This window comes from Tardiphaga sp. 20_F10_N6_6, from assembly GCF_052076045.1.
Taxonomy (GTDB): domain Bacteria; phylum Pseudomonadota; class Alphaproteobacteria; order Rhizobiales; family Xanthobacteraceae; genus Tardiphaga; species Tardiphaga robiniae.
In genome coordinates this window covers 2833426-2850355 of the sequence record NZ_CP197239.1, presented here as the reverse complement: position 1 = coordinate 2850355, position 16930 = coordinate 2833426, and the positions used below count along the sequence as shown (strand labels likewise).

Annotated in this window: 20 protein-coding genes; 15 read left to right on the top strand and 5 right to left on the bottom strand. The window is 58.4% G+C overall.

Annotated features, from left to right (window positions below; all coding sequences use genetic code 11):
• Window positions 1-578 precede the first annotated feature (578 nt).
• Together AB7813_RS13750 and AB7813_RS13745 are read left to right on the top strand one after the other, a co-directional pair.
• Window positions 579-782 (top strand): CsbD family protein, encoded by a 204-nt coding sequence (locus AB7813_RS13750; RefSeq protein ID WP_068738686.1) that lies wholly within the window; start codon window positions 579-581, stop codon window positions 780-782.
• A gap of 990 nt (window positions 783-1772) precedes the next feature.
• Window positions 1773-2498: a Crp/Fnr family transcriptional regulator gene (locus AB7813_RS13745; RefSeq protein ID WP_441228971.1), complete on the top strand. Its 726-nt coding sequence runs from the start codon at window positions 1773-1775 to the stop codon at window positions 2496-2498.
• 248 nt (window positions 2499-2746) lie between these two features.
• Here the strand turns inward: AB7813_RS13745 and AB7813_RS13740 are convergent, their stop codons facing one another.
• A complete protein-coding gene (locus AB7813_RS13740; RefSeq protein ID WP_120293187.1) occupies window positions 2747-3457 on the bottom strand; it encodes an outer membrane beta-barrel protein in 711 nt (236 codons plus the stop codon).
• A gap of 202 nt (window positions 3458-3659) precedes the next feature.
• Between AB7813_RS13740 and AB7813_RS13735 the strand changes: the two genes are divergently transcribed.
• Complete coding sequence (locus AB7813_RS13735) at window positions 3660-3788, top strand: hypothetical protein (RefSeq protein ID WP_276511282.1); 129 nt, start codon at window positions 3660-3662, stop codon at window positions 3786-3788.
• Window positions 3789-4103: 315 nt separating this feature from the next.
• Here the strand turns inward: AB7813_RS13735 and AB7813_RS13730 are convergent, their stop codons facing one another.
• Entirely contained in the window at window positions 4104-4283 is a 180-nt protein-coding gene (locus tag AB7813_RS13730) for a hypothetical protein (RefSeq protein WP_120293189.1), read from the bottom strand.
• A 426-nt stretch (window positions 4284-4709) separates the two neighbouring features.
• Between AB7813_RS13730 and AB7813_RS13725 the strand changes: the two genes are divergently transcribed.
• The 9 genes from AB7813_RS13725 (at window position 4710) to AB7813_RS13685 (ending at window position 8608) form a co-directional block, all read left to right on the top strand.
• On the top strand, window positions 4710-4985 hold the full coding sequence (locus AB7813_RS13725) for a hypothetical protein (protein ID WP_147421762.1): 276 nt from the start codon (window positions 4710-4712) through the stop codon (window positions 4983-4985).
• A gap of 99 nt (window positions 4986-5084) precedes the next feature.
• Window positions 5085-5297 carry a hypothetical protein gene (locus AB7813_RS13720; RefSeq protein WP_141137210.1) on the top strand — a complete coding sequence of 71 codons (213 nt, stop codon included), beginning with the start codon at window positions 5085-5087 and terminating at the stop codon, window positions 5295-5297.
• A 195-nt stretch (window positions 5298-5492) separates the two neighbouring features.
• On the top strand, window positions 5493-5996 hold the full coding sequence (locus tag AB7813_RS13715; protein WP_120293195.1) for a YciE/YciF ferroxidase family protein: 504 nt from the start codon (window positions 5493-5495) through the stop codon (window positions 5994-5996).
• 404 nt (window positions 5997-6400) lie between these two features.
• Window positions 6401-6595 (top strand): hypothetical protein, encoded by a 195-nt coding sequence (locus tag AB7813_RS13710; protein WP_147421763.1) that lies wholly within the window; start codon window positions 6401-6403, stop codon window positions 6593-6595.
• Between the two features lie 413 nt (window positions 6596-7008).
• Window positions 7009-7182, top strand: a complete 174-nt coding sequence (locus AB7813_RS13705) for a DUF3606 domain-containing protein (protein ID WP_120293199.1) — start codon at window positions 7009-7011, stop codon at window positions 7180-7182.
• Between the two features lie 71 nt (window positions 7183-7253).
• Entirely contained in the window at window positions 7254-7412 is a 159-nt protein-coding gene (locus AB7813_RS13700; protein ID WP_158596886.1) for a hypothetical protein, read from the top strand.
• Window positions 7412-7633, top strand: coding sequence for a hypothetical protein (locus AB7813_RS13695; RefSeq protein WP_120293201.1), 222 nt, complete (start codon window positions 7412-7414; stop codon window positions 7631-7633). The genes AB7813_RS13700 and AB7813_RS13695 overlap by 1 nt, the downstream gene beginning before the upstream one ends.
• Window positions 7634-7690: 57 nt before the next feature.
• A complete protein-coding gene (locus AB7813_RS13690) occupies window positions 7691-7867 on the top strand; it encodes a hypothetical protein (protein ID WP_172980498.1) in 177 nt (58 codons plus the stop codon).
• Between the two features lie 474 nt (window positions 7868-8341).
• Window positions 8342-8608, top strand: a complete 267-nt coding sequence (locus AB7813_RS13685; protein WP_199712138.1) for a helix-turn-helix domain-containing protein — start codon at window positions 8342-8344, stop codon at window positions 8606-8608.
• A 322-nt stretch (window positions 8609-8930) separates the two neighbouring features.
• On the opposite strand, the gene AB7813_RS13680 is transcribed toward AB7813_RS13685, so the two are convergent.
• Entirely contained in the window at window positions 8931-9251 is a 321-nt protein-coding gene (locus tag AB7813_RS13680; protein WP_184511600.1) for a hypothetical protein, read from the bottom strand.
• 361 nt (window positions 9252-9612) lie between these two features.
• Here AB7813_RS13680 and AB7813_RS13675 point away from each other — a divergent pair, with 361 nt between their 5' ends.
• Both AB7813_RS13675 and AB7813_RS13670 read left to right on the top strand, forming a co-directional pair.
• On the top strand, window positions 9613-10641 hold the full coding sequence (locus AB7813_RS13675; RefSeq protein WP_439084169.1) for an ABC transporter substrate-binding protein: 1029 nt from the start codon (window positions 9613-9615) through the stop codon (window positions 10639-10641).
• Complete coding sequence (locus tag AB7813_RS13670) at window positions 10638-13331, top strand: ATP-binding protein (protein WP_439084170.1); 2694 nt, start codon at window positions 10638-10640, stop codon at window positions 13329-13331. Before AB7813_RS13675 ends, AB7813_RS13670 begins: the two co-directional genes overlap by 4 nt.
• Here AB7813_RS13670 and AB7813_RS13665 read toward each other — a convergent pair.
• Together AB7813_RS13665 and AB7813_RS13660 are read right to left on the bottom strand one after the other, a co-directional pair.
• Window positions 13328-14068, bottom strand: a complete 741-nt coding sequence (locus AB7813_RS13665) for a response regulator (protein ID WP_439084171.1) — start codon at window positions 14066-14068, stop codon at window positions 13328-13330. The two genes, AB7813_RS13670 and AB7813_RS13665, sit on opposite strands and share 4 nt — an antisense overlap.
• A 77-nt stretch (window positions 14069-14145) precedes the next feature.
• Window positions 14146-15729, bottom strand: a complete 1584-nt coding sequence (locus AB7813_RS13660; protein WP_441228165.1) for a ShlB/FhaC/HecB family hemolysin secretion/activation protein — start codon at window positions 15727-15729, stop codon at window positions 14146-14148.
• A 513-nt stretch (window positions 15730-16242) separates the two neighbouring features.
• On the opposite strand from AB7813_RS13660, the gene AB7813_RS13655 reads away from it, so the two are divergent.
• A complete protein-coding gene (locus AB7813_RS13655) occupies window positions 16243-16896 on the top strand; it encodes a hypothetical protein (RefSeq protein WP_120293213.1) in 654 nt (217 codons plus the stop codon).
• Window positions 16897-16930: the final 34 nt, after the last annotated feature.

The window sequence follows — 16930 nt, the reverse complement described above, 5'->3', positions numbered from 1 at the left end:
CTTCTTTGCGAAAATGGTTTCGCGTCTTATGGATGGATGTCCGCTAAACGGCGGCGTCGATCCTCTCCTACGGTCTGGCCCACGGCTCGGACACGTATGGGTGCTTCCGGCAACGGCATTCGCGACGTCTTCGGTGGAGGACCGTCATCCTCATCAAGGGATCGGAGAGCTGCGAGAATATCACCGATCCTAACAGTCTCATGGGAGCCTGGAATTTGGCGTAGCCATGGCTTCCCTTCGACAGTAAACGCATCCGATGCCCAAGCGGCTAGGATGCATCGCTTTTGCAGCGTGTCTAAGAAGGGATTGGCAAGAACCTCCCGCGGGTGCGAGAAGGTGCTGGCGAGTAGAGAATTCGCGTGGATTTCATTCATCGACATGGCAGCGCTTGTCATGCTGGGCCTCCTAACTCCTTTCGTTTAAAGGCGATTATCGATGTAGATTTTCGCTGCTTTCGGTCAAGGGGTGACGCTAAAAATTTTCGGGGCGCTTCTCAGACTGCCGGGCGCTGTCTTAGTGTCGCACGGGAAACAAAGACCTGATCACGACGTTCATCCCACTAACAAGGGAGAGAAAAAATGGATTGGAACAGGGTCGAAGGAAATTGGAAACAGATGAAGGGCAAGGTCAAGGAGCAGTGGGGCAAGCTCACTGACGATGACCTCGACGTCATCAACGGCAAACGGGAGCAACTCGAGGGTCGTCTTCAAGAGCGTTATGGCTACGCCAAGGACCAGACCACGAAGGAAGTCGACGACTGGTATGGACGTCAGAGTTGGTAATCAGAACGTACTTCGCTCCAGAGTTGTTCCACGCTTTTCGAGAACAGGATTGAGCGAGTTGCCTCAATCTAACGGCTGATGGATTTGCGGTCGGAGTTAACGCAGGATGACAGCGACCGAATCTTGACCCCAGAAGCCTCGCTTCGGTCGGCCCGGCGGTAGAGCGACCTACCCGCCAGGCCTTTAAGCAGCAATGTTCCCTAACGTTGCTGTTCGAGCAACCAGCAACACCCTCCAGTATCGACAAGCCGGTCAGGCCCGACGCGCACTTGCCTAGCTCCCAAGGACGTCAATCTTCGATCGCAGGCTTCTGCTGCCTCAACTTGCGCGTTGAGCCTCGGTCGATGACACTTCGGAAGTCTGACATGGAAGGCACCAGACGCGATTACATCGCCAGCATGGTGGAGACGACGCCGTGGGTGGCAAGGAGGATCCGGGTGCCAAAACGGCGAAGGTGCACCGCAAAAAAACATTGAGATCCGCTCTCGGTAAATTCGTCTCAAATGAGACGATGTCACCTCCTGGCTTGTGGTTCCATCCCGAGGAACCGTTGGAGGAACCGACATGAATGAGCGTCAGCTGATAACCCGCGCATGGCAAGATGCGGACTTGGAGAAGCTCAAACAGTTGCATGCAGAGGGGGCTACGCTCCTACGAGCATGTGCGGCTATGAAGCGACCAATGGCTTCCGTCAAAAAACGTGCTCGTGAACTTGGCCTGCATTTCGCAAGTGTTCGAGAAGTTCGGCGAGAGATCAGCGCTCGCGAGCAAACCCAATGACAGTTATTGGGTCTTCAGCGCCGAAATGCCCAAAGTGCAATCGCAAGATGACGTCATCTGAAAAGGGAGATTCGGAGTTTAGATGCGCGAGGTGCGAGGTCGATCCGATGGAGCGCAGCAAGGGTTGGCTTTCGAGCGAGTTGAAGCCACCGTCAAGATGACTAGGATGCTGAGCGCAGCCGAACAGGTTCAGCCGCGTAGGAGGCTACAATCGACCCTCTAGTCGTCCTTATAAAAAAACTGAAAGAGCACTCGCACCTGAGCCAAGAGGACCTTTTGGAGGTCCGCCGCCTGCCGTGCTCTGTCCGCGAATTGGATAGTCATGAGGACTTCATTCGGCAAGGCGATCGACCCAAGGTGTCCGCAATCGTCGTCGAAGGAATGCTGGCTCGCTATCATCTCCTGCCGAACGGCGCACGCCAGTATTTGTCCTTTCATCTCGCTGGCGACATGCCGGATTCACAGTGTCTGTTCATCGAGGTGATGGATCATGCCGTCTGCGCGATCGGCAAGGCCGTCGTCGCCTCGGTCCCGCATCGGGACTTGATGAAGTTATTCGATAGTAGACCAAAGGTTGGCGCTGCAATCTGGCGTGAAACCCTGATCGACGCAGCCATCTTCCGTGAAGCGATCACGAACAATAGCGCGCGGTCCGCCCCTGCCCGCATGGCTCATCTCTTCTGCGAACTCTTCTACCGATCGCGGGCTTCCGGCTTGACGCGTGACGATACGTGTATTCTGCCGATAGGTCTTAATCAGCTGGGAGAGGCTCTCGGGCTGTCGCTAGCTACCGTAAACCGCGCTTTGGCCAACCTTCGAGACACCGATCTTGCCGACTTCAAGAGCGGGTCTTTCACCATCAGAAATTGGGCGGGTCTGGCGGACTGCGGCGAGTTCAATCCTCGCTACTTGCATCTGCGACGCGAGCCGTTCTGACATCGCGAATGTCAACGAACAGCACAATAGCGGCACCTATGCCAATCTCAAGACCGCTGTCGAGTTTGTAGAGAGGCTGCACAACGCGATCACGGTTCTTAGCATCTCGGCGGTCGTCGCGGTCTGACCGACACTAGCCTCTGACCAAATCCCGGTAACGCCTTCCCGGCATTGGCGGAGATTATGCGTAGGCAGGGAAAAGGCCCGGCTTTCGCCGGGCCCCGGTCTGTTGAATTCAGTGTTGGGACTTAGAAGTTTGAGCCGCCCCAGTTGAAGTGATAGTTGATGCCGCCCTTCACAGTGTGGGTGGTGGCACCAAGCTCCAGACCGCCCGGAGCAAATGCAGTCAGATAACGTTCGCTGCCATAGTCGGCGTACATGTACTCACCCTTGAGCGACCAGTTGGGGGCGAACATGTATTCCACGCCAGCGCCGACGGTCCAGCCCGACAGCACTTTGCTCTCGCTGAAGCTGCCGCCCAGGCCGGCGATCGAAAAGCGATTATCGGCCCATGCGTAACCGCCCTTGGCGTAGAACAGCGCTGCGCCTGACGTCACACCGATGCGACCGGTGACACTCCCGAATGAACGAATCTTATCCTCAAGCGTGACCGGAAAAATGCCGAACAAGCCGGTCTGGCTATATGAGATGTCTGACGCTGCCGCGTCTGCTTCAAGACCCCAGACCCAAATGCTACCGGGCGTCTGCCAGTTATAGCCTATAGTGCCGCCGCCGAAGCCGCCCTGCAGGTCGCTGCTCGTGGTCGTGACACCGCCGACGTTGACGCGATCCGACCAGCCGTAACCACCCATGACACCGAGATAGAAGCCCGACCAGTTGTAGCCTACCGGAATCGGAGCGGGCGGGGCTTTAGTGTAGGGACGAGCTGCCAGATCGGCGGCAGAAGCCGAAGCTGCGCCCAAGGTTAGAATGACAGCGGCCATCAGAATCTGTTTCATGCGGACTCCCCTGTGAAAGTTCGGTGATCACAATCCTATGTGCACGCGCATCTCGAAGCTGTCACCGTTTCGCCACACGCGCGAGTTTTTACCGCACCACAACCTCACCCCGATACCAGCCGATATGCTAAGTCGACTGCGGCAATAACCGATAACAATGTCTCCACGCTGCAGGGTAGCCATCCCTTGAAGCGAGAGTTCTTTGAGAAACTGGAAGGACGATTTCGAGCTCGACTGGACGCTCCGCGACATCCACGGCGGCAGGCTGAAGCTGTCACCGATCACGGAAGACCAACTGAGCGAGCTATTGGAGATGGGCCTCGTGAGGTAGTGAACGATCAAGTGAAGCTCACCGAGACGGGATACCAGAAGATCCACTAGTGGAGCCATGGCAAGACGCCGATTAACAGGACCTGGACTCCAGAAGTCATTGCTCGATTGATCAGCCTTGCCGACAGCGGCGCAACGGTGTTGCGAGCCGCTGCCGCCCTCGGGCGGCCGGCGACAGCGGTGCAAACAAGGCCCGCGAACGAGGGAAGCCGTTGGTAGGTGTTCGGGACTCCAGGGCGGCAATACGAGCCCATATCGAGGCCAAGTGAATGTGGAGAATGTTCATCGCAAGCTCCCTTGTTCTGTGTGAGCCAAATCAGAACACCTTCCGATTTCCGGCCTCCGTCAGTTTGACCTGGTCGTCCACGATTTCGACGAGGCCCATCTCCAGGAGTTCGCTGAGTTGGTCTTCCGTGATCGGGGACAGCTTCAGCCGGCCGCCACCGATATCGCGGAGCGTCCAGTTGAGCTCGAAATCGTCTCTCCAGTATTTCATCTGATGGGGCCGTCGCCGGCAGAGGTTGAAAAATTAAAAGCCCGCCGGATCGTCCACGGGGGCTTTCACTATCTAATGCCGAAAACCAACGTAGAGACCAATCATGGTAATGGCCGATACCAAGATGAAGCAAAAAAGCCCCCACGCAATAATAGTGGCTTCATCTGGGGTATTCCGATTCGTCTTCTGAAGAACGTTCAATGGTCTCTCCCTGTAATCTCTGTCATCGGCGCTCGCATCTTGAGGCGAACTTGTGCAAAGCGTAGCGACGGTAGATCGCAGGGTCCAGAATGAATTGATGGTGCGCTGCAGCGCGGCGCGTCACAGCGGGTTGCCCATTTCGGTAGCTGCCGTAAGCACCGCAGCTCCCATTGAAGGAACTAAAACACCAAATGCACGATATAGGAGAAAACAAGGGAGGTCGTCATGTTGATGGAAGATGGAATTGCAGGACGGCCAGTCGCCAGCGCACCGCCATTGGTCGCGCAGATGGTCGACAAGCGAACAATTCTTGAGATGGAGATAGCCCTTACCAAAGCGTGCGAGGTCTTGCCGCGCGAGTTGGACAACCACAAGAACCGCTGTTTCGTCGCCAAGAAAATACTGAAGCGCGTGAATGCGGGTGAGCGCACGTTCGGCGGCATGATGTCCGCGGGGATGGCGGCAGTGGAGACGCTACGGCGCAGGCAAGAGCAGGTTTGACGGCGTTTCCTGAACAATCATTCAGGAAATTTATCCTGAGACGACGGAACGGCCCCTATAGTCGCGCATTCAATCTCCGCTCATTCAAAGGAGAAGATAATGCGCAAAGTTCTTTTGGCTATCGCTGCCTTCGCTACCATCGGCATCGCTGTTCCTGCCGCTACTTCACAGGCTGATGCTCAGACCGTAGTGGTGCGGCATGGCGGCGGCCATCACGGCGGCTACCATCGCGGTCATCGTGCCAACAAGGTTGTTATCGTGAAGCGCGGTCATGGTCACATGCATCGTGGAATCCACCACGGCCATCGCTGAACGCGTTGCTCTTCAAAACAAAAGGCTCCCTCCCGGGGGCCTTTTTCGTTGGGCGCTATCAAGGGCAACTGAACAGAGGCCATCGCGTTTTGGAAAGAAGAGCGCAGCTCCTCATCGGAACTTAAGTTCCAGCGGTCTGTTGGGCTGGCGTGATAAGCCGCCCCAGCTCACCGGGGCTACTGGAGGAAATTTCCCATGGCCAAAAAGCCGAAGCTTCTTGCCGACCTTTTCCATGACACGCTCAAGGATGTCTATTTCGCCGAGAAGAAGATTCTCGCCACGCTGCCGAAGATGGCAAAAGCCGCACAATCGAAAGAACTCAAGGCCGCCTTTCTGAAGCATCAGAAGGAGACCGTTGGTCAGATCAAGCGGCTCGAAGGCGTGTTCAAGATATTCGGCAAGAAGCCGACCGCCAAGAAGTGTGAAGCCATCATGGGTATTACCAAGGAAGGCGCAGAGATCATGACCGAATACAAGGGCATGCCTGCTCTCGATGCCGGTCTTGCTGCCGCGGCACAGGCGGTGGAGCACTATGAGATCTCCCGCTACGGAACGCTGGCGACTTGGGCGAAGGAGCTGGGGATGCCTGAAGCTGTCTCGCTTCTCGATGCCACGTTGAAGGAAGAGAAGGCCACCGACGTTGCGTTGACCGCGCTGGCCAAATCTGTCGTCAACGTCGAAGCAGAGCAAGATCTCTAAGGCTAAATGTCCGGCTCCGTCACTGGAGCCGGACTACGTAAGTCCTCCCACCCGTCGAAGAAACCTTTAGCGCAACAGTGGCTTATGTTTTCGCTGAAATGGAGAGCGAAAATGCGCCAAGGTACGTCGTTTCGGTTGATGGCATCCGATGCAGCGAGACAGGCAAAAGAAGCCACGGACCAGGCTGAAGCTCTCCGGCTTTTACAGATGGCACACTACTGGATCTCAGCTGCAGACAACGAGGACTGGCTGAATGCCAACTCGATCCATCATCCGGTAAGATCACCTAGCTCCGACTGAAAACTGAGAAATTTCGGAACGATAGGAAGTAGCGGGACTTGACTTCGACAACTGTCGCACATGGCGACGGTGAACGGGTGGCTGTGGCCATCAGAAAGCTCGCCATGAACATCCCGGCCGTCGACCGCGCCATCGATATTTATGGCGCCCTCTCAGGACATTCGGAAGCACCGGGCGTCCGCGCGCAGCTTGCCCAGCATCTTGACCAACTGCACAATGAGGGGGAGACCGATCATCACCGCCTTACGGTGCATGGCCTCTCGTTCCTTCGGCAAAACGATCTTCAGCGCAACAGCTAGCCGCGCTGCATAGCTCGCTGCTTCTGCAATGATTTACGGAGCGTCGCTTTCGCAGAGTGAGCACGTTCCTTGTCGCTCGCCGATTTCTTGATCGGACGAAATGGGCCGGTCTTGGAATTTCCGGCCATCGGCATTGCCGGCATCATCTGCGAGCAGGATTCCGACTGGGAAGGTTGAAGGCCCATAGGGGCCGATGTCCGTGTGCGTTTGGGCATATTTCTCAACCCGCCACTCAACCCAAAGTTCATTCGTGCAGATCAAGCGGCGGCAAAAAGACACCTCGTCCCTTTAGAAGGCCGGCATCAGTACCGCGAAGAGGCGCGGCGACCTACCGCGGCGGCTGCCTCACTGGCCGCGCCGGAACAAGAAAGTCAGAAATGCGTTCCTTTAGGCATCAAACACTGGAGGATGCCATGGACGATCTGAAGAACAAGGGGCAGCCGGATCGCAGCAAGATCAACATGCACGAGGCGCATGAGGTCAAGTATTGGACCAAGGAGCTCGGCGTGGATAAAGACAAGCTGCAGAAGACGGTCGCCAAGGTCGGCAACTCAGCCGCCGCAGTTCGCAAGGAGTTGGCAGCCTGAGCCAGTCAACGGAATCCCTGCACGAGCAATCTGTAAAGATCGCGCTGGATTACCTGGCGGGGGTTGGCCGCTTGCGCGACCTGCAAGAAGCGTTTGAATTTATTGGAAAGCATGTCGCGTACCAGATCGGGCAGGGAGTCGTCAGTCCTCTGCTGCTGTCGAACCAGGCGATTGCAGCCTACGAGCGCCATAGGGAAAAGACGCCGCTTCGGTTGGTGGAGTATGAGTGATGATGCCACTAATCCGGCCTTGGTCGGCCGACGAAAGTGAAAAACTTAAAGCCATGGCTGAAGCGGGGGCATCGCCGATCAAAATTGCTGCGGCCATGAAACGTAATGTGCAGGCCGTCAGACGTCAGGCGAATCGATTGGGGATCTCTTTGCCCACAACGCGAGAGACGCGCAAACGACAGCGTGCGTTAGAGGCGGAAGCCACAACGTCTTCAGCATGACATCGCAAATGGGAACAAGCTGCGCGTTCCGTAGTTGCTAGGGAAATGGAGGTTCCCATGCTTACAGACGATCAACTGATGGTTCTGCGGGAAATCGATAACGCCTTTGCTTTTGACGATACAGCGAAGGCAGAAGAGTTGGTGCTGGACGGCTATGTCCAGAAGGACGGCGACCTTTATCAGCTCACGCCGAAGGGTGAGAAAAGCCTGCTCGACAATGGCGTCTCGGCATAGACTGCATCGTGAAGGGATTCCAGACCTCACATAGAAGCTCAGGGAGGACGACGAGGCGCTCCGGGACCGGTCGTCGCTCCAGAGGCGTCAAATTACATCGCACAATTGAGGGACATTGAGCCAACTGAAAGCTGCCGGGTTCTGCGACTATGGCTAAGCACGATGTTGCCGACGATAGGTTTAGTTTGCCCCCTGCACCGTATCGGTCACAACTAGCCCTCCGCAACTTCACAGGAGGCTGTGAGATAGCATAGATCTCGGTAAGCAAGCATGACAGCCGCCATGCCCGCCGCGACTCATTGTTGTGGCTGATGCGGTCAGTGAAAATTCACCTCACCGCCGTTGATGTCCGGATATGCTCGAAAAGTCCGTCGAAGCACGCTGTTGTACGCAAGGGCCCTCGCTTGCTCGCATTGACGTTGCTCGTCGCGCGGTCAACTCTCGCCGTCGAACGCTTTGCGATTGGGAGGCTTCGTGAGATACAGACGTCGAGAGAAGAACGGAGGACAGCAGCCACAGGCTACTCCATGCCTTCCAAAATCTGCTGAACCGCAGACGATTGCATTCTCCCAGCGGTTCACCTGTACGATCGACGAAGCATGTGAGGCGACCGGTTTGGGGCGCACGAAGCTTTACGAACTGATAGGAGCGGGACATCTCGCGACCACAACGGTCGGACGTCGGCGACTTGTGGCAGTACAATCACTTCTGTCGCTTCTTAAAGCGAACATGTCGACGTGATGAGGCTACTTAAGTGGCGCGGCTACATTTCGGTTCGTGTTTTCCTTCACACTCTCACTCTGAGGACGCGACCGTTCTCCCTCAACAGGTCAAGCGCGTCGGCCCAAAAACGCATCATCCGAACACGCTCCTGCCAGAATTCGACGGCGTGGGTATAGGCGCTACGGATTTCGTTCGCGCGGCAGAGCCAAATTTGTAGAGGTCGATTCTCGCCTATTTTAAATCAGCGTCGCGGGTGCTCGGCCAGGATGGGTATTAGTTGATCAAGATATCGGGCAATGTTCACAGGCCCGTCGTGTCCGAAGCTGCGAAGTATGCTATCCTACCGAAGCCAGTTGGTGGGTCTGAGCCTGTCCAACGCTTCGAGTATGCCACGAGCGCTACTGGACGCGGCGGTGATCGGGGGGCGCCACGCCTCCCCTTCGAAGTGCTGGTCCACCTTGTTACTGAAGCCGTCCCAAGTGACCTGATCGGCCTCCTTTAACTGTTCGCTGCTATCCATATCGAAGCGGTTTTTGGCGAAGCACGCTCCCAGGTGATCGGTCTCATCGAAAAGCAACGCCCTACCCATATCGGGAATGGTGCCGTAGTCTGCCTGCCGGTGGTGCTGGTCGACGATATCCGCCCGCTGGCGGCCGGGCATTCGTTGTCCCGGCAAAACTCAGTCAACATTCGCAAATTGTTGGTATCGACGTTGGTAGCGTCTCGGATCAACCAAAAAAATCATGTGTCTTGTCAATATTATAGCTTTGCAATGCGGAGCCGCCCCTGGGCACCAAAGGTCCCGGGCCAGCCGATGGTGCTGGCAAAGCCAGCGAGCACTGTAATTCCCGTAATCGCACGGCACGCTTGCCGAGTTTGACCGTCTAGGCCCTCTCCCGTCGGGCGGCGAGCGCTTGACCGTTCTCGCTCAGGTCGTCCATTTCGGATATTTGAGAAAAGCGAGTAGTGGGACGTCCGCTCCCCGCGGTAGAACGTCTCGCTGTTGTGCTGGGAAATTCCTCATGCGGAAGACTATCGCGCTCCATCGACGAAGTGTTCTTGCGTTTGCTGCGATCTTGGCCCTGCCGCGTCTGGCGGTCGCGCAGGTGGCGCCCGAGCGGCGGCGCGTCTCATTCCTACTGAGCACCGCCTATGACGAGCCTATGACCGTTGCACGCCTGGCAGCGATGAAGGCCCGACTTGGCGAGCTTGGATGGGTCGATGGGCGTGTGATCGAGTATGAAGCGCTGTCGTGTCTGAACGATCCGGTCCAACGCAAGGCGATGGCCAAGCAGATCGTGGCACGGACGCCGGATCTCATCATCACGGGTGGCGTGCTCGACGCCCAAGCCATTCTGAGTGAGACCCAGACCATTCCGCTCGTCTTCTCGACGGCCGCGGATCCGGTTAGCAGCGGATTTGTGCAGAGCCTGGTGCGCCCGGGGGGAAATGCCACGGGCTTCACGACCAGCCATCCGTCGATGGGGAGCAAATGGCTGGAGATCCTTTTGGAGCTTGCGCCTCGCGTCAAGCGCGTCGGTGTGATCTTCAATCCGCTCTCCGCGCCGCGCAATGGCGACTACTATCTCGATCCATTGAGGGAGATGGCATCATCTTTCGGCGTTGACATCATCCCGCTTCCGATTTCGGATCCGGACAACATATCGGCGCAGATTGCCCGGCTCGGCGGTGCACCGGCCGGCGGGCTTGTCGTGACGCCGGATGCGTTCACCGTCCTCAACCGCAAGGCGATCGTATCCGCTGTCGCGGCAAATGCGGTCCCGGCGGTCTATTCCTATCACTTCTTTATGACCGAAGGTGGCCTGGTCTCCTACGGGTTCAAGTATGAATCGGCGGCGTCGGAGCGCTCGGAGCTGGTGGAGGCGATGGTCGAATATATCGACCTGATCTTGCGCGGCGCCAAGCCCGCGGAGCTGCCGGTGCGATCGCCGCGCACCTATCAGCTGATCATCAATCTCAAGACTGCGAAGTCACTGAACCTGACGGTGCCGCCGGTGCTGCTGGCCCGCGCGGACAAGATCATCGAATGAGCGCGATCGGCGCCGATCGCGATACACGACCACCGGTACGCGGCGGTCTGTTCCGCAAGTATCTCGTTTCCTTTCTGGTGGTCGTTTCGGCGGCGCTGATCGCCAACAATGTGATCGATGCGATATTCTCCTATCGCGAGCAGCAACGCCTGCTGATCGCTGTGCAACGCGAGCAGGCCGGTGCCGCGGCGGACAAGATCGATCAGTTTCTCAAGGAGATCGAGCGGCAGCTCGTCTGGTTATCCCAGCTCTCGCTGCAGATGCTTCCGCCGGAGGAAATGCGCATAACCGGCATTCGCCTGCTGCGCCTGACGCCGGCGATCTCCGAAATCGCCCAACTCGATCCGCAAGGTCGCGAGCAATTGCGCGTGTCGCGCTATGTGCGTGACATGGTCCGCAGCAATACGGACCTTTCGCAGTCTCCCGCATTCGTCGATGCGAAGGCACGCGGCATCTATTACGGGCCGATCTTCTTCTTCCGCGAGACCGAGCCGTATATCACGGTTGCCGTGAGCGGCGCGGATGGCGGCGTGATCATCGCCGATGTCAATCTGCGCTTCATGTGGGATCTCGTCTCGCAGATCAAGGTCGGCAATGAGGGCAATGCCTTCGTCGTCGATACGAGGGGGCGTCTGATTGCCCATCCCGATCTCCGCCTCGTGCTCAAGAACACCGACCTGTCGGGGCTTTCGCAGGTTGCGTCCGCGCTCGCGGGAAGCGCAGGCAGCGATGCGGATTCCGTCGTCACCGATCTGGCGGGAAAACGCGTTCTTTCGGTTCACACATCCATCGCGCCGGTCGGCTGGAAGGTGTTCGTTGAACTGCCAACTCACGAAGCCTATGCGTCGCTCTACGCGTCGATGCTCAATTCGGCGCTGCTGCTGCTTGTCTCGCTGTTCTGTGCGTTTATCGCGGCGCTGTTGCTCAGCCGTCGTATGGCCGATCCGATCCGTGCGTTGACGGAAGGTGCAGAACGCATCGGAAGCGGCGATCTCGATCAGAAACTCGTCATTCGGACGGGCGACGAACTGCAGACTTTGGGTGAGCAGTTCAACCGGATGGCAGAGCGCCTGCGGGAGTCATATCTGACCCTTGAAGGACGGGTTGTGGCGCGGACAACCGAGCTCGCGCAGGCGCGCGATCAAGCGATCGAGGAACGGGCAGAAGCGCATCACGCGCGACAGGCGGCCGAACTGGCCAATGAAACCAAGTCGCGCTTCCTCGCGGTCGTCAGTCATGAACTGCGGACTCCACTCAACGGCGTGATAGGCGTGCTGCAATTGCTCGATAATAGCCGCCTGGACGAGCGTCAGATCCGCTTGCTCACGGCCGCCAAGGTCTCGGGCGATACCCTGCTCGCACTGATCGAATCGATTCTCGACTATGCCCGCCTCGAAGCGGGCGCCGACAAGCTCGAATTACGCAATTTTCGCCTGGATCAACTCATCGAAGCGGATCTGGATCTGTTGAGGCAGGAGGCGGAGGCGAAGGGATTGACGCTGGGCCTGTCGATGCGGGGCGATGTGGCCGCGGACGTTGCCGGCGACCCGATCAAGCTCAGTCGGCTGGTGCTCAATTTACTCGGCAATGCCGTCAAATTCACCGCGCGGGGCGGCATCCAGGTCGATCTCGCATTCGATACGCCGGATGCTCCCGGCATGCTCCATCTGTCGGTCACGGATACGGGTATCGGAATCTTGCCGGATATTCAGGAGCGCATCTTCGAAGATTTCGTGCAGGCCGATAGCGATATCGAGCGTCGGTTCGGCGGCACGGGGCTTGGTCTTGCTATTTCCCGCCGGCTGGCGCGGCTGATGGCCGGCGATCTCTCGGTTCGCAGCGAACTCGGCAGGGGAAGCACGTTTACCTTGTCCATTCCCCTCGACCGGGCGCAACCGGTACCGGCCGTTGTCGAGACGAGACCTCCGGTAAAGAAGCTGTCCGTGCTGCTCGTCGATGACGATCCGGTGAACCGCGATGTGGGGCATGCCCTCCTTGTTCGTCTCGGCCACGAGCCTGTCGTGGCATCGAGCGGAGCCATGGCCCTGGAGCTCGTTCGCTCAGGTGCCTTCGACGTCGTACTCATGGATGTGCATATGCCGGAGATGGACGGCATTGCCACGGCCAGGCTCATTCGGAAACTGCAGTTTGATCGATCGCCACGGATTATCGCACTGACAGCCGACTTGTCGGATCGCACACAGGGACGGCTCACTGCCAATGGCATCCGCGCGCGCGTCGGCAAGCCGATCACGCTACAGGCGCTGCAATCAGCCTTGCAGGCGGGTGTCGACGATCTGCCAAGCGCCCCGGTTGGTGCGTCCGAGCTAACCGCTGGTTCTCTCATCGATGACGATTTCTTTAACGATCAGGAAGAACTGCTAGGGGTGCCCCGGTTGCGTGGTCTGCGCACCATCTTCCTTGACACCTGCCTTCCGCTGACGCGGAGCATGGTGGAAGCGGCCAGCATGGGGGATCGGCATCACATGCAACGCCTGGCGCATCGGATCGGCAGTGCGGCCAGTGCGCTCGGTCTCGAACGTCTGTTCTTCCAATGCAACGGGATCGAGGCTGATGCGGCGCGATTGCCGGCAGATGCGCTTGAAGCTGTTGCCGTCCAGCTGGAGGCAACCTGCCGTGAATCTATCGCTGCGCTCAATGAACGGTTGCGAGAGTCCGAACAGGCCTAGCGCTTTGATTCGAGCATGAGTTTGTAACCTATGCCCGTCACGGTCGTGATCAGGGGCTGGTTGCTGCCGCTGGCGAGTTTGCGTCGGAGTCTGGCAACGAGGGCGTCGACGGTACGTATATCGACATCGGTCTGCCGATTGCTGACGACTTCGATCAGATACTCCCGGCTGAGCGGCCTGCCGTCGGCGCCGACCAGCGCTGCGAGCAGATCAAATTCGGCGCGCGTGAGATGCACCAGCTCGCCGCCGAGCGTGGACAGTTCGCGTCGCACGAGATCGATGATCCAGCGTCCGAAGACGATCGTGGTGCCGGCGGTCGCGGCGTCACGCTCCATCGCGCGGCGCCTGAGGACCGAGCGAGCGCGCGCGAGCAGGTCGCGCAGGTTAATCGGCTTCGTGACGTAGTGATCGCCAGCCACCTCGAGGCCAAGGATCCGATCAACTTCGGTATCGCGGCGCGTGACGAATATGATGCCGGCCTGGCTTACGCTCTGGATCTCTCTCGCGAGTTCGAACCCATCGCCGTCCGGAAGCTGAACGTCGATGAAAACGAGCTCGGCGCCGTTCTTCCTGATCTTCTGACGGCACTCAGCGCAATTTGCCGCTTCGGCGACGTCAAAGTTGTGATCGGTGAAGTAACCGGCCAGCATGGCCCGCGTCACGGGGTCGTCCTCGACGATCAGGAGCCGGTCGCGGCGCTGCGAATCTCGGTTAAATGAAGGGACCGGCGCCGACATCTTGTGCTCCTGCCGTATCAATGGAATGGCATCTGACCGAAAGCAAGTGATCTGTCCGTTGTTGCCATCTCTGGAGTCTAGTAGCGGATCGAGCCGCCGGCGAACACCATCCAGCCGTCGAGGCTGGAAGCGCTGGCGCGTCGTTCGCTCAGCTCCACGAAGCCGGACAGCGACGGGGCGTCGGGTGCCTGCGGCGCGAGCTGGAAGCGCATACCGCCACCATAGTTGTTCGCGCGAATGACGGGGATTTCCAATACGGTCGGCATTTCATAGCGGCGCTCGCCAGTAGCTGCAAAGACGTAAGGTACGATTGCATGCGGTTCGGCGATGAACGGGAGCTGGGTGCTCCAGCCGAACTCTCCGCGTCCCACCCAGCCTGTATCGCCGGCGAGCGTGCCGGCGGCGAAGCCGGACAGCATGTTGGTGCCAATGATCGGAAACTGCTCGGATGTGAGCATCGGGCGACCGAATGATGTCTGGCCTGCGAGTCCTGCCGAGAGAAACAGATTCTCGGGAAGCGTTTGCATGACGTCGATGCGACCGTCGAGCTTGCTGAATTCGGCGTCTGCGCCTTGCCGCGAAAGTGGGAGCAACGGCGTTGCATCGGCTATGGAGCGGGCCCCAAGCGCATTGATGCCGTGAGAATAGGTTGCCGTGTAGCTGAGGGTGGTTCCGCTTTCGCGTAGTCGCAGGATGCCGTCGAGGCCGACGCGTGGCACGCGCGTACGGTCAAGCGATAGCGGCGTGGCCGGTGTCGTAATCAGCGTGCTGACCTGTTCCTCTGTGAGATCAAATCGCGCATTGAAGCTCAGTTCGGTGTCGCGGCGTTTGACAATATCGTAGGCGAGTTTTGCGCGCCCTTGCCGGAAAACACCCTGTGATACGAATATCGCATCAACCCGCGGGGTCGTGCGTCCATCGGTGACGCCGAGTTCGAACCGCCAGCCGTCGATACCGAGTGGGACGGCGAGGTTTGCACCGAGATAGCGGCGCGTAGGATAGGGCGTCACGAAATCATTGTCGGGCAGTCCGGCGATGGAGATCGAGATCTGTTCGCCAAATCCCGTCAGATTGTTGAGCGAGAAATACGTTGCCGCCTGCCACTCGCCAAAGGATTTGGGCATGCCATTGTCGAGATAGAGGCTCGCCGAGACTGGCCTGTACCGGCCGCTAAGCACCAGAACAGAGCTGCCGACGGCCGAGCCGGAAGCAAAAGTGGCATTGAGAACGAGACCCGGTGTATCGCCCGCAATCAGCAATTGCCGTTCGAGTTCGCTCTGCGTGAGGCGTCGCTTGTTGAGCAACGGCGCCAGCACGGCTGCAACGCGAGCAGCCGATGTTCCGGACAGGGTGCTGGTATCGAATTTCTCGACATAGCCGTCAATGACGCGCAGCTTTACACGTGCGCGCCGATCAAGTTCCTGGGGCAGGATGACGACGCGCACGAGCGGGTAGCCTGCGCGCACATAGGCTTGCTGCAACTTGTCGGCAAGGCCGAACAGATCTGCGACCGTAACGGACCTTCCCAGCAGCGTCGCCGCGGCTTCTTTTCTCGCTATGGCGATCTCATCAAATTCGCCTTCGATGTCGATCCCGGTTAGGATGAAAGTCAGCTTTTTGGCAGCGTCCGGCACGGTTGAGCCGGCGGCGATTTGCGGCAAGGTAATACGCGTCGATGCGGGCGGCGTGGCAATCGTGGGTGGTTGTACGAGGCTTGGTGCGGGAGCGGGGGATTGAGCGAGCGCGCCGCTGCACGGCGATCCCAAGGCGATTGCGATCAACGCCAAGGATTTCTTTGTCGAACGAATAGACATCAAGACAGCCCCAGAACTTCCCACGTGCAGTGCGCATGCATCCGTCGGTCAAGCGCAATCCGACGACTGGCATCGTCAGGCTGCAGCGACGCGGCGCATATATGCACGGATAGTTTGGGCATGCATCAACCATAACGGTCGTTGATGGCCGATGTGAACGAGCGTTCACACGGTGTTCGAAACTGATTGCATCCAGCCCCTAATAAGACGCTGGTATCATGGGCATCGGCCGCGTTTGCGCAGCCCGGGGCGGTTCTGCGCTCAACCGATGCAATTGATCGCTTAGGAGTTGAGCAGGTGAGAGATCGTTTCGGCACTTCCATTCGTTGTGATTCCGCTTCGCATGCGCTCAAGCGCGCGATGGCACGGTTGATCCTCGTTGCCGCGATTGTCGCGGGCGTGGTCGATGTTTTGCCGGCCCGGGCGCAGCAGGAAGCACCGAAATATGAAGTCACCGGATTCCGCGATGCCCGTTTCGGCATGACGGAGGCGGAGGTGCGGGCCATCGTGACGAAGGCATTCAATGTCAAGGGGACCGACATCGCGAGCAGCGTGAACAGCATCGAGGGCACGAATGTCCTGACCGTCGCTGTGCCGTCGCTCGATCCTGGTCCGGGCGCTGCACGGGTCGCCTACATCTTCGGCAACAAGTCGAAGAAGCTCATTCAGGTCAATGTCGTCTGGGGCGAGGTCGCCTCCACGCCGCCGGTCGATCCCAATGCGATGATCACTGCCGGCACGCGTCTTGAGCGCTATCTCGCAGGCTTTGTCTGGAAGAAGGACACGCTCCGCTCCGGCATTCCCGTTGGCGACAATACGATTGTGCTGTTCGCCGGCGAGGATGAGAAGAAGGGGGCGGTCCGGCTGATCGCCGATGGCGTCAAATACCAGATGCAGCGCGAAGGCAATCAGACCACGTCGCCGGACCCGAAGGGGCCGCCGAAGCTGATCATCAACTACATCGCTGAACGCGACGATCCCGACATTGCGCGGATCGAGCGCGGCAAATTCTAAACAGGGCAGACAAGACGACCTCGGGAGCGCCGGT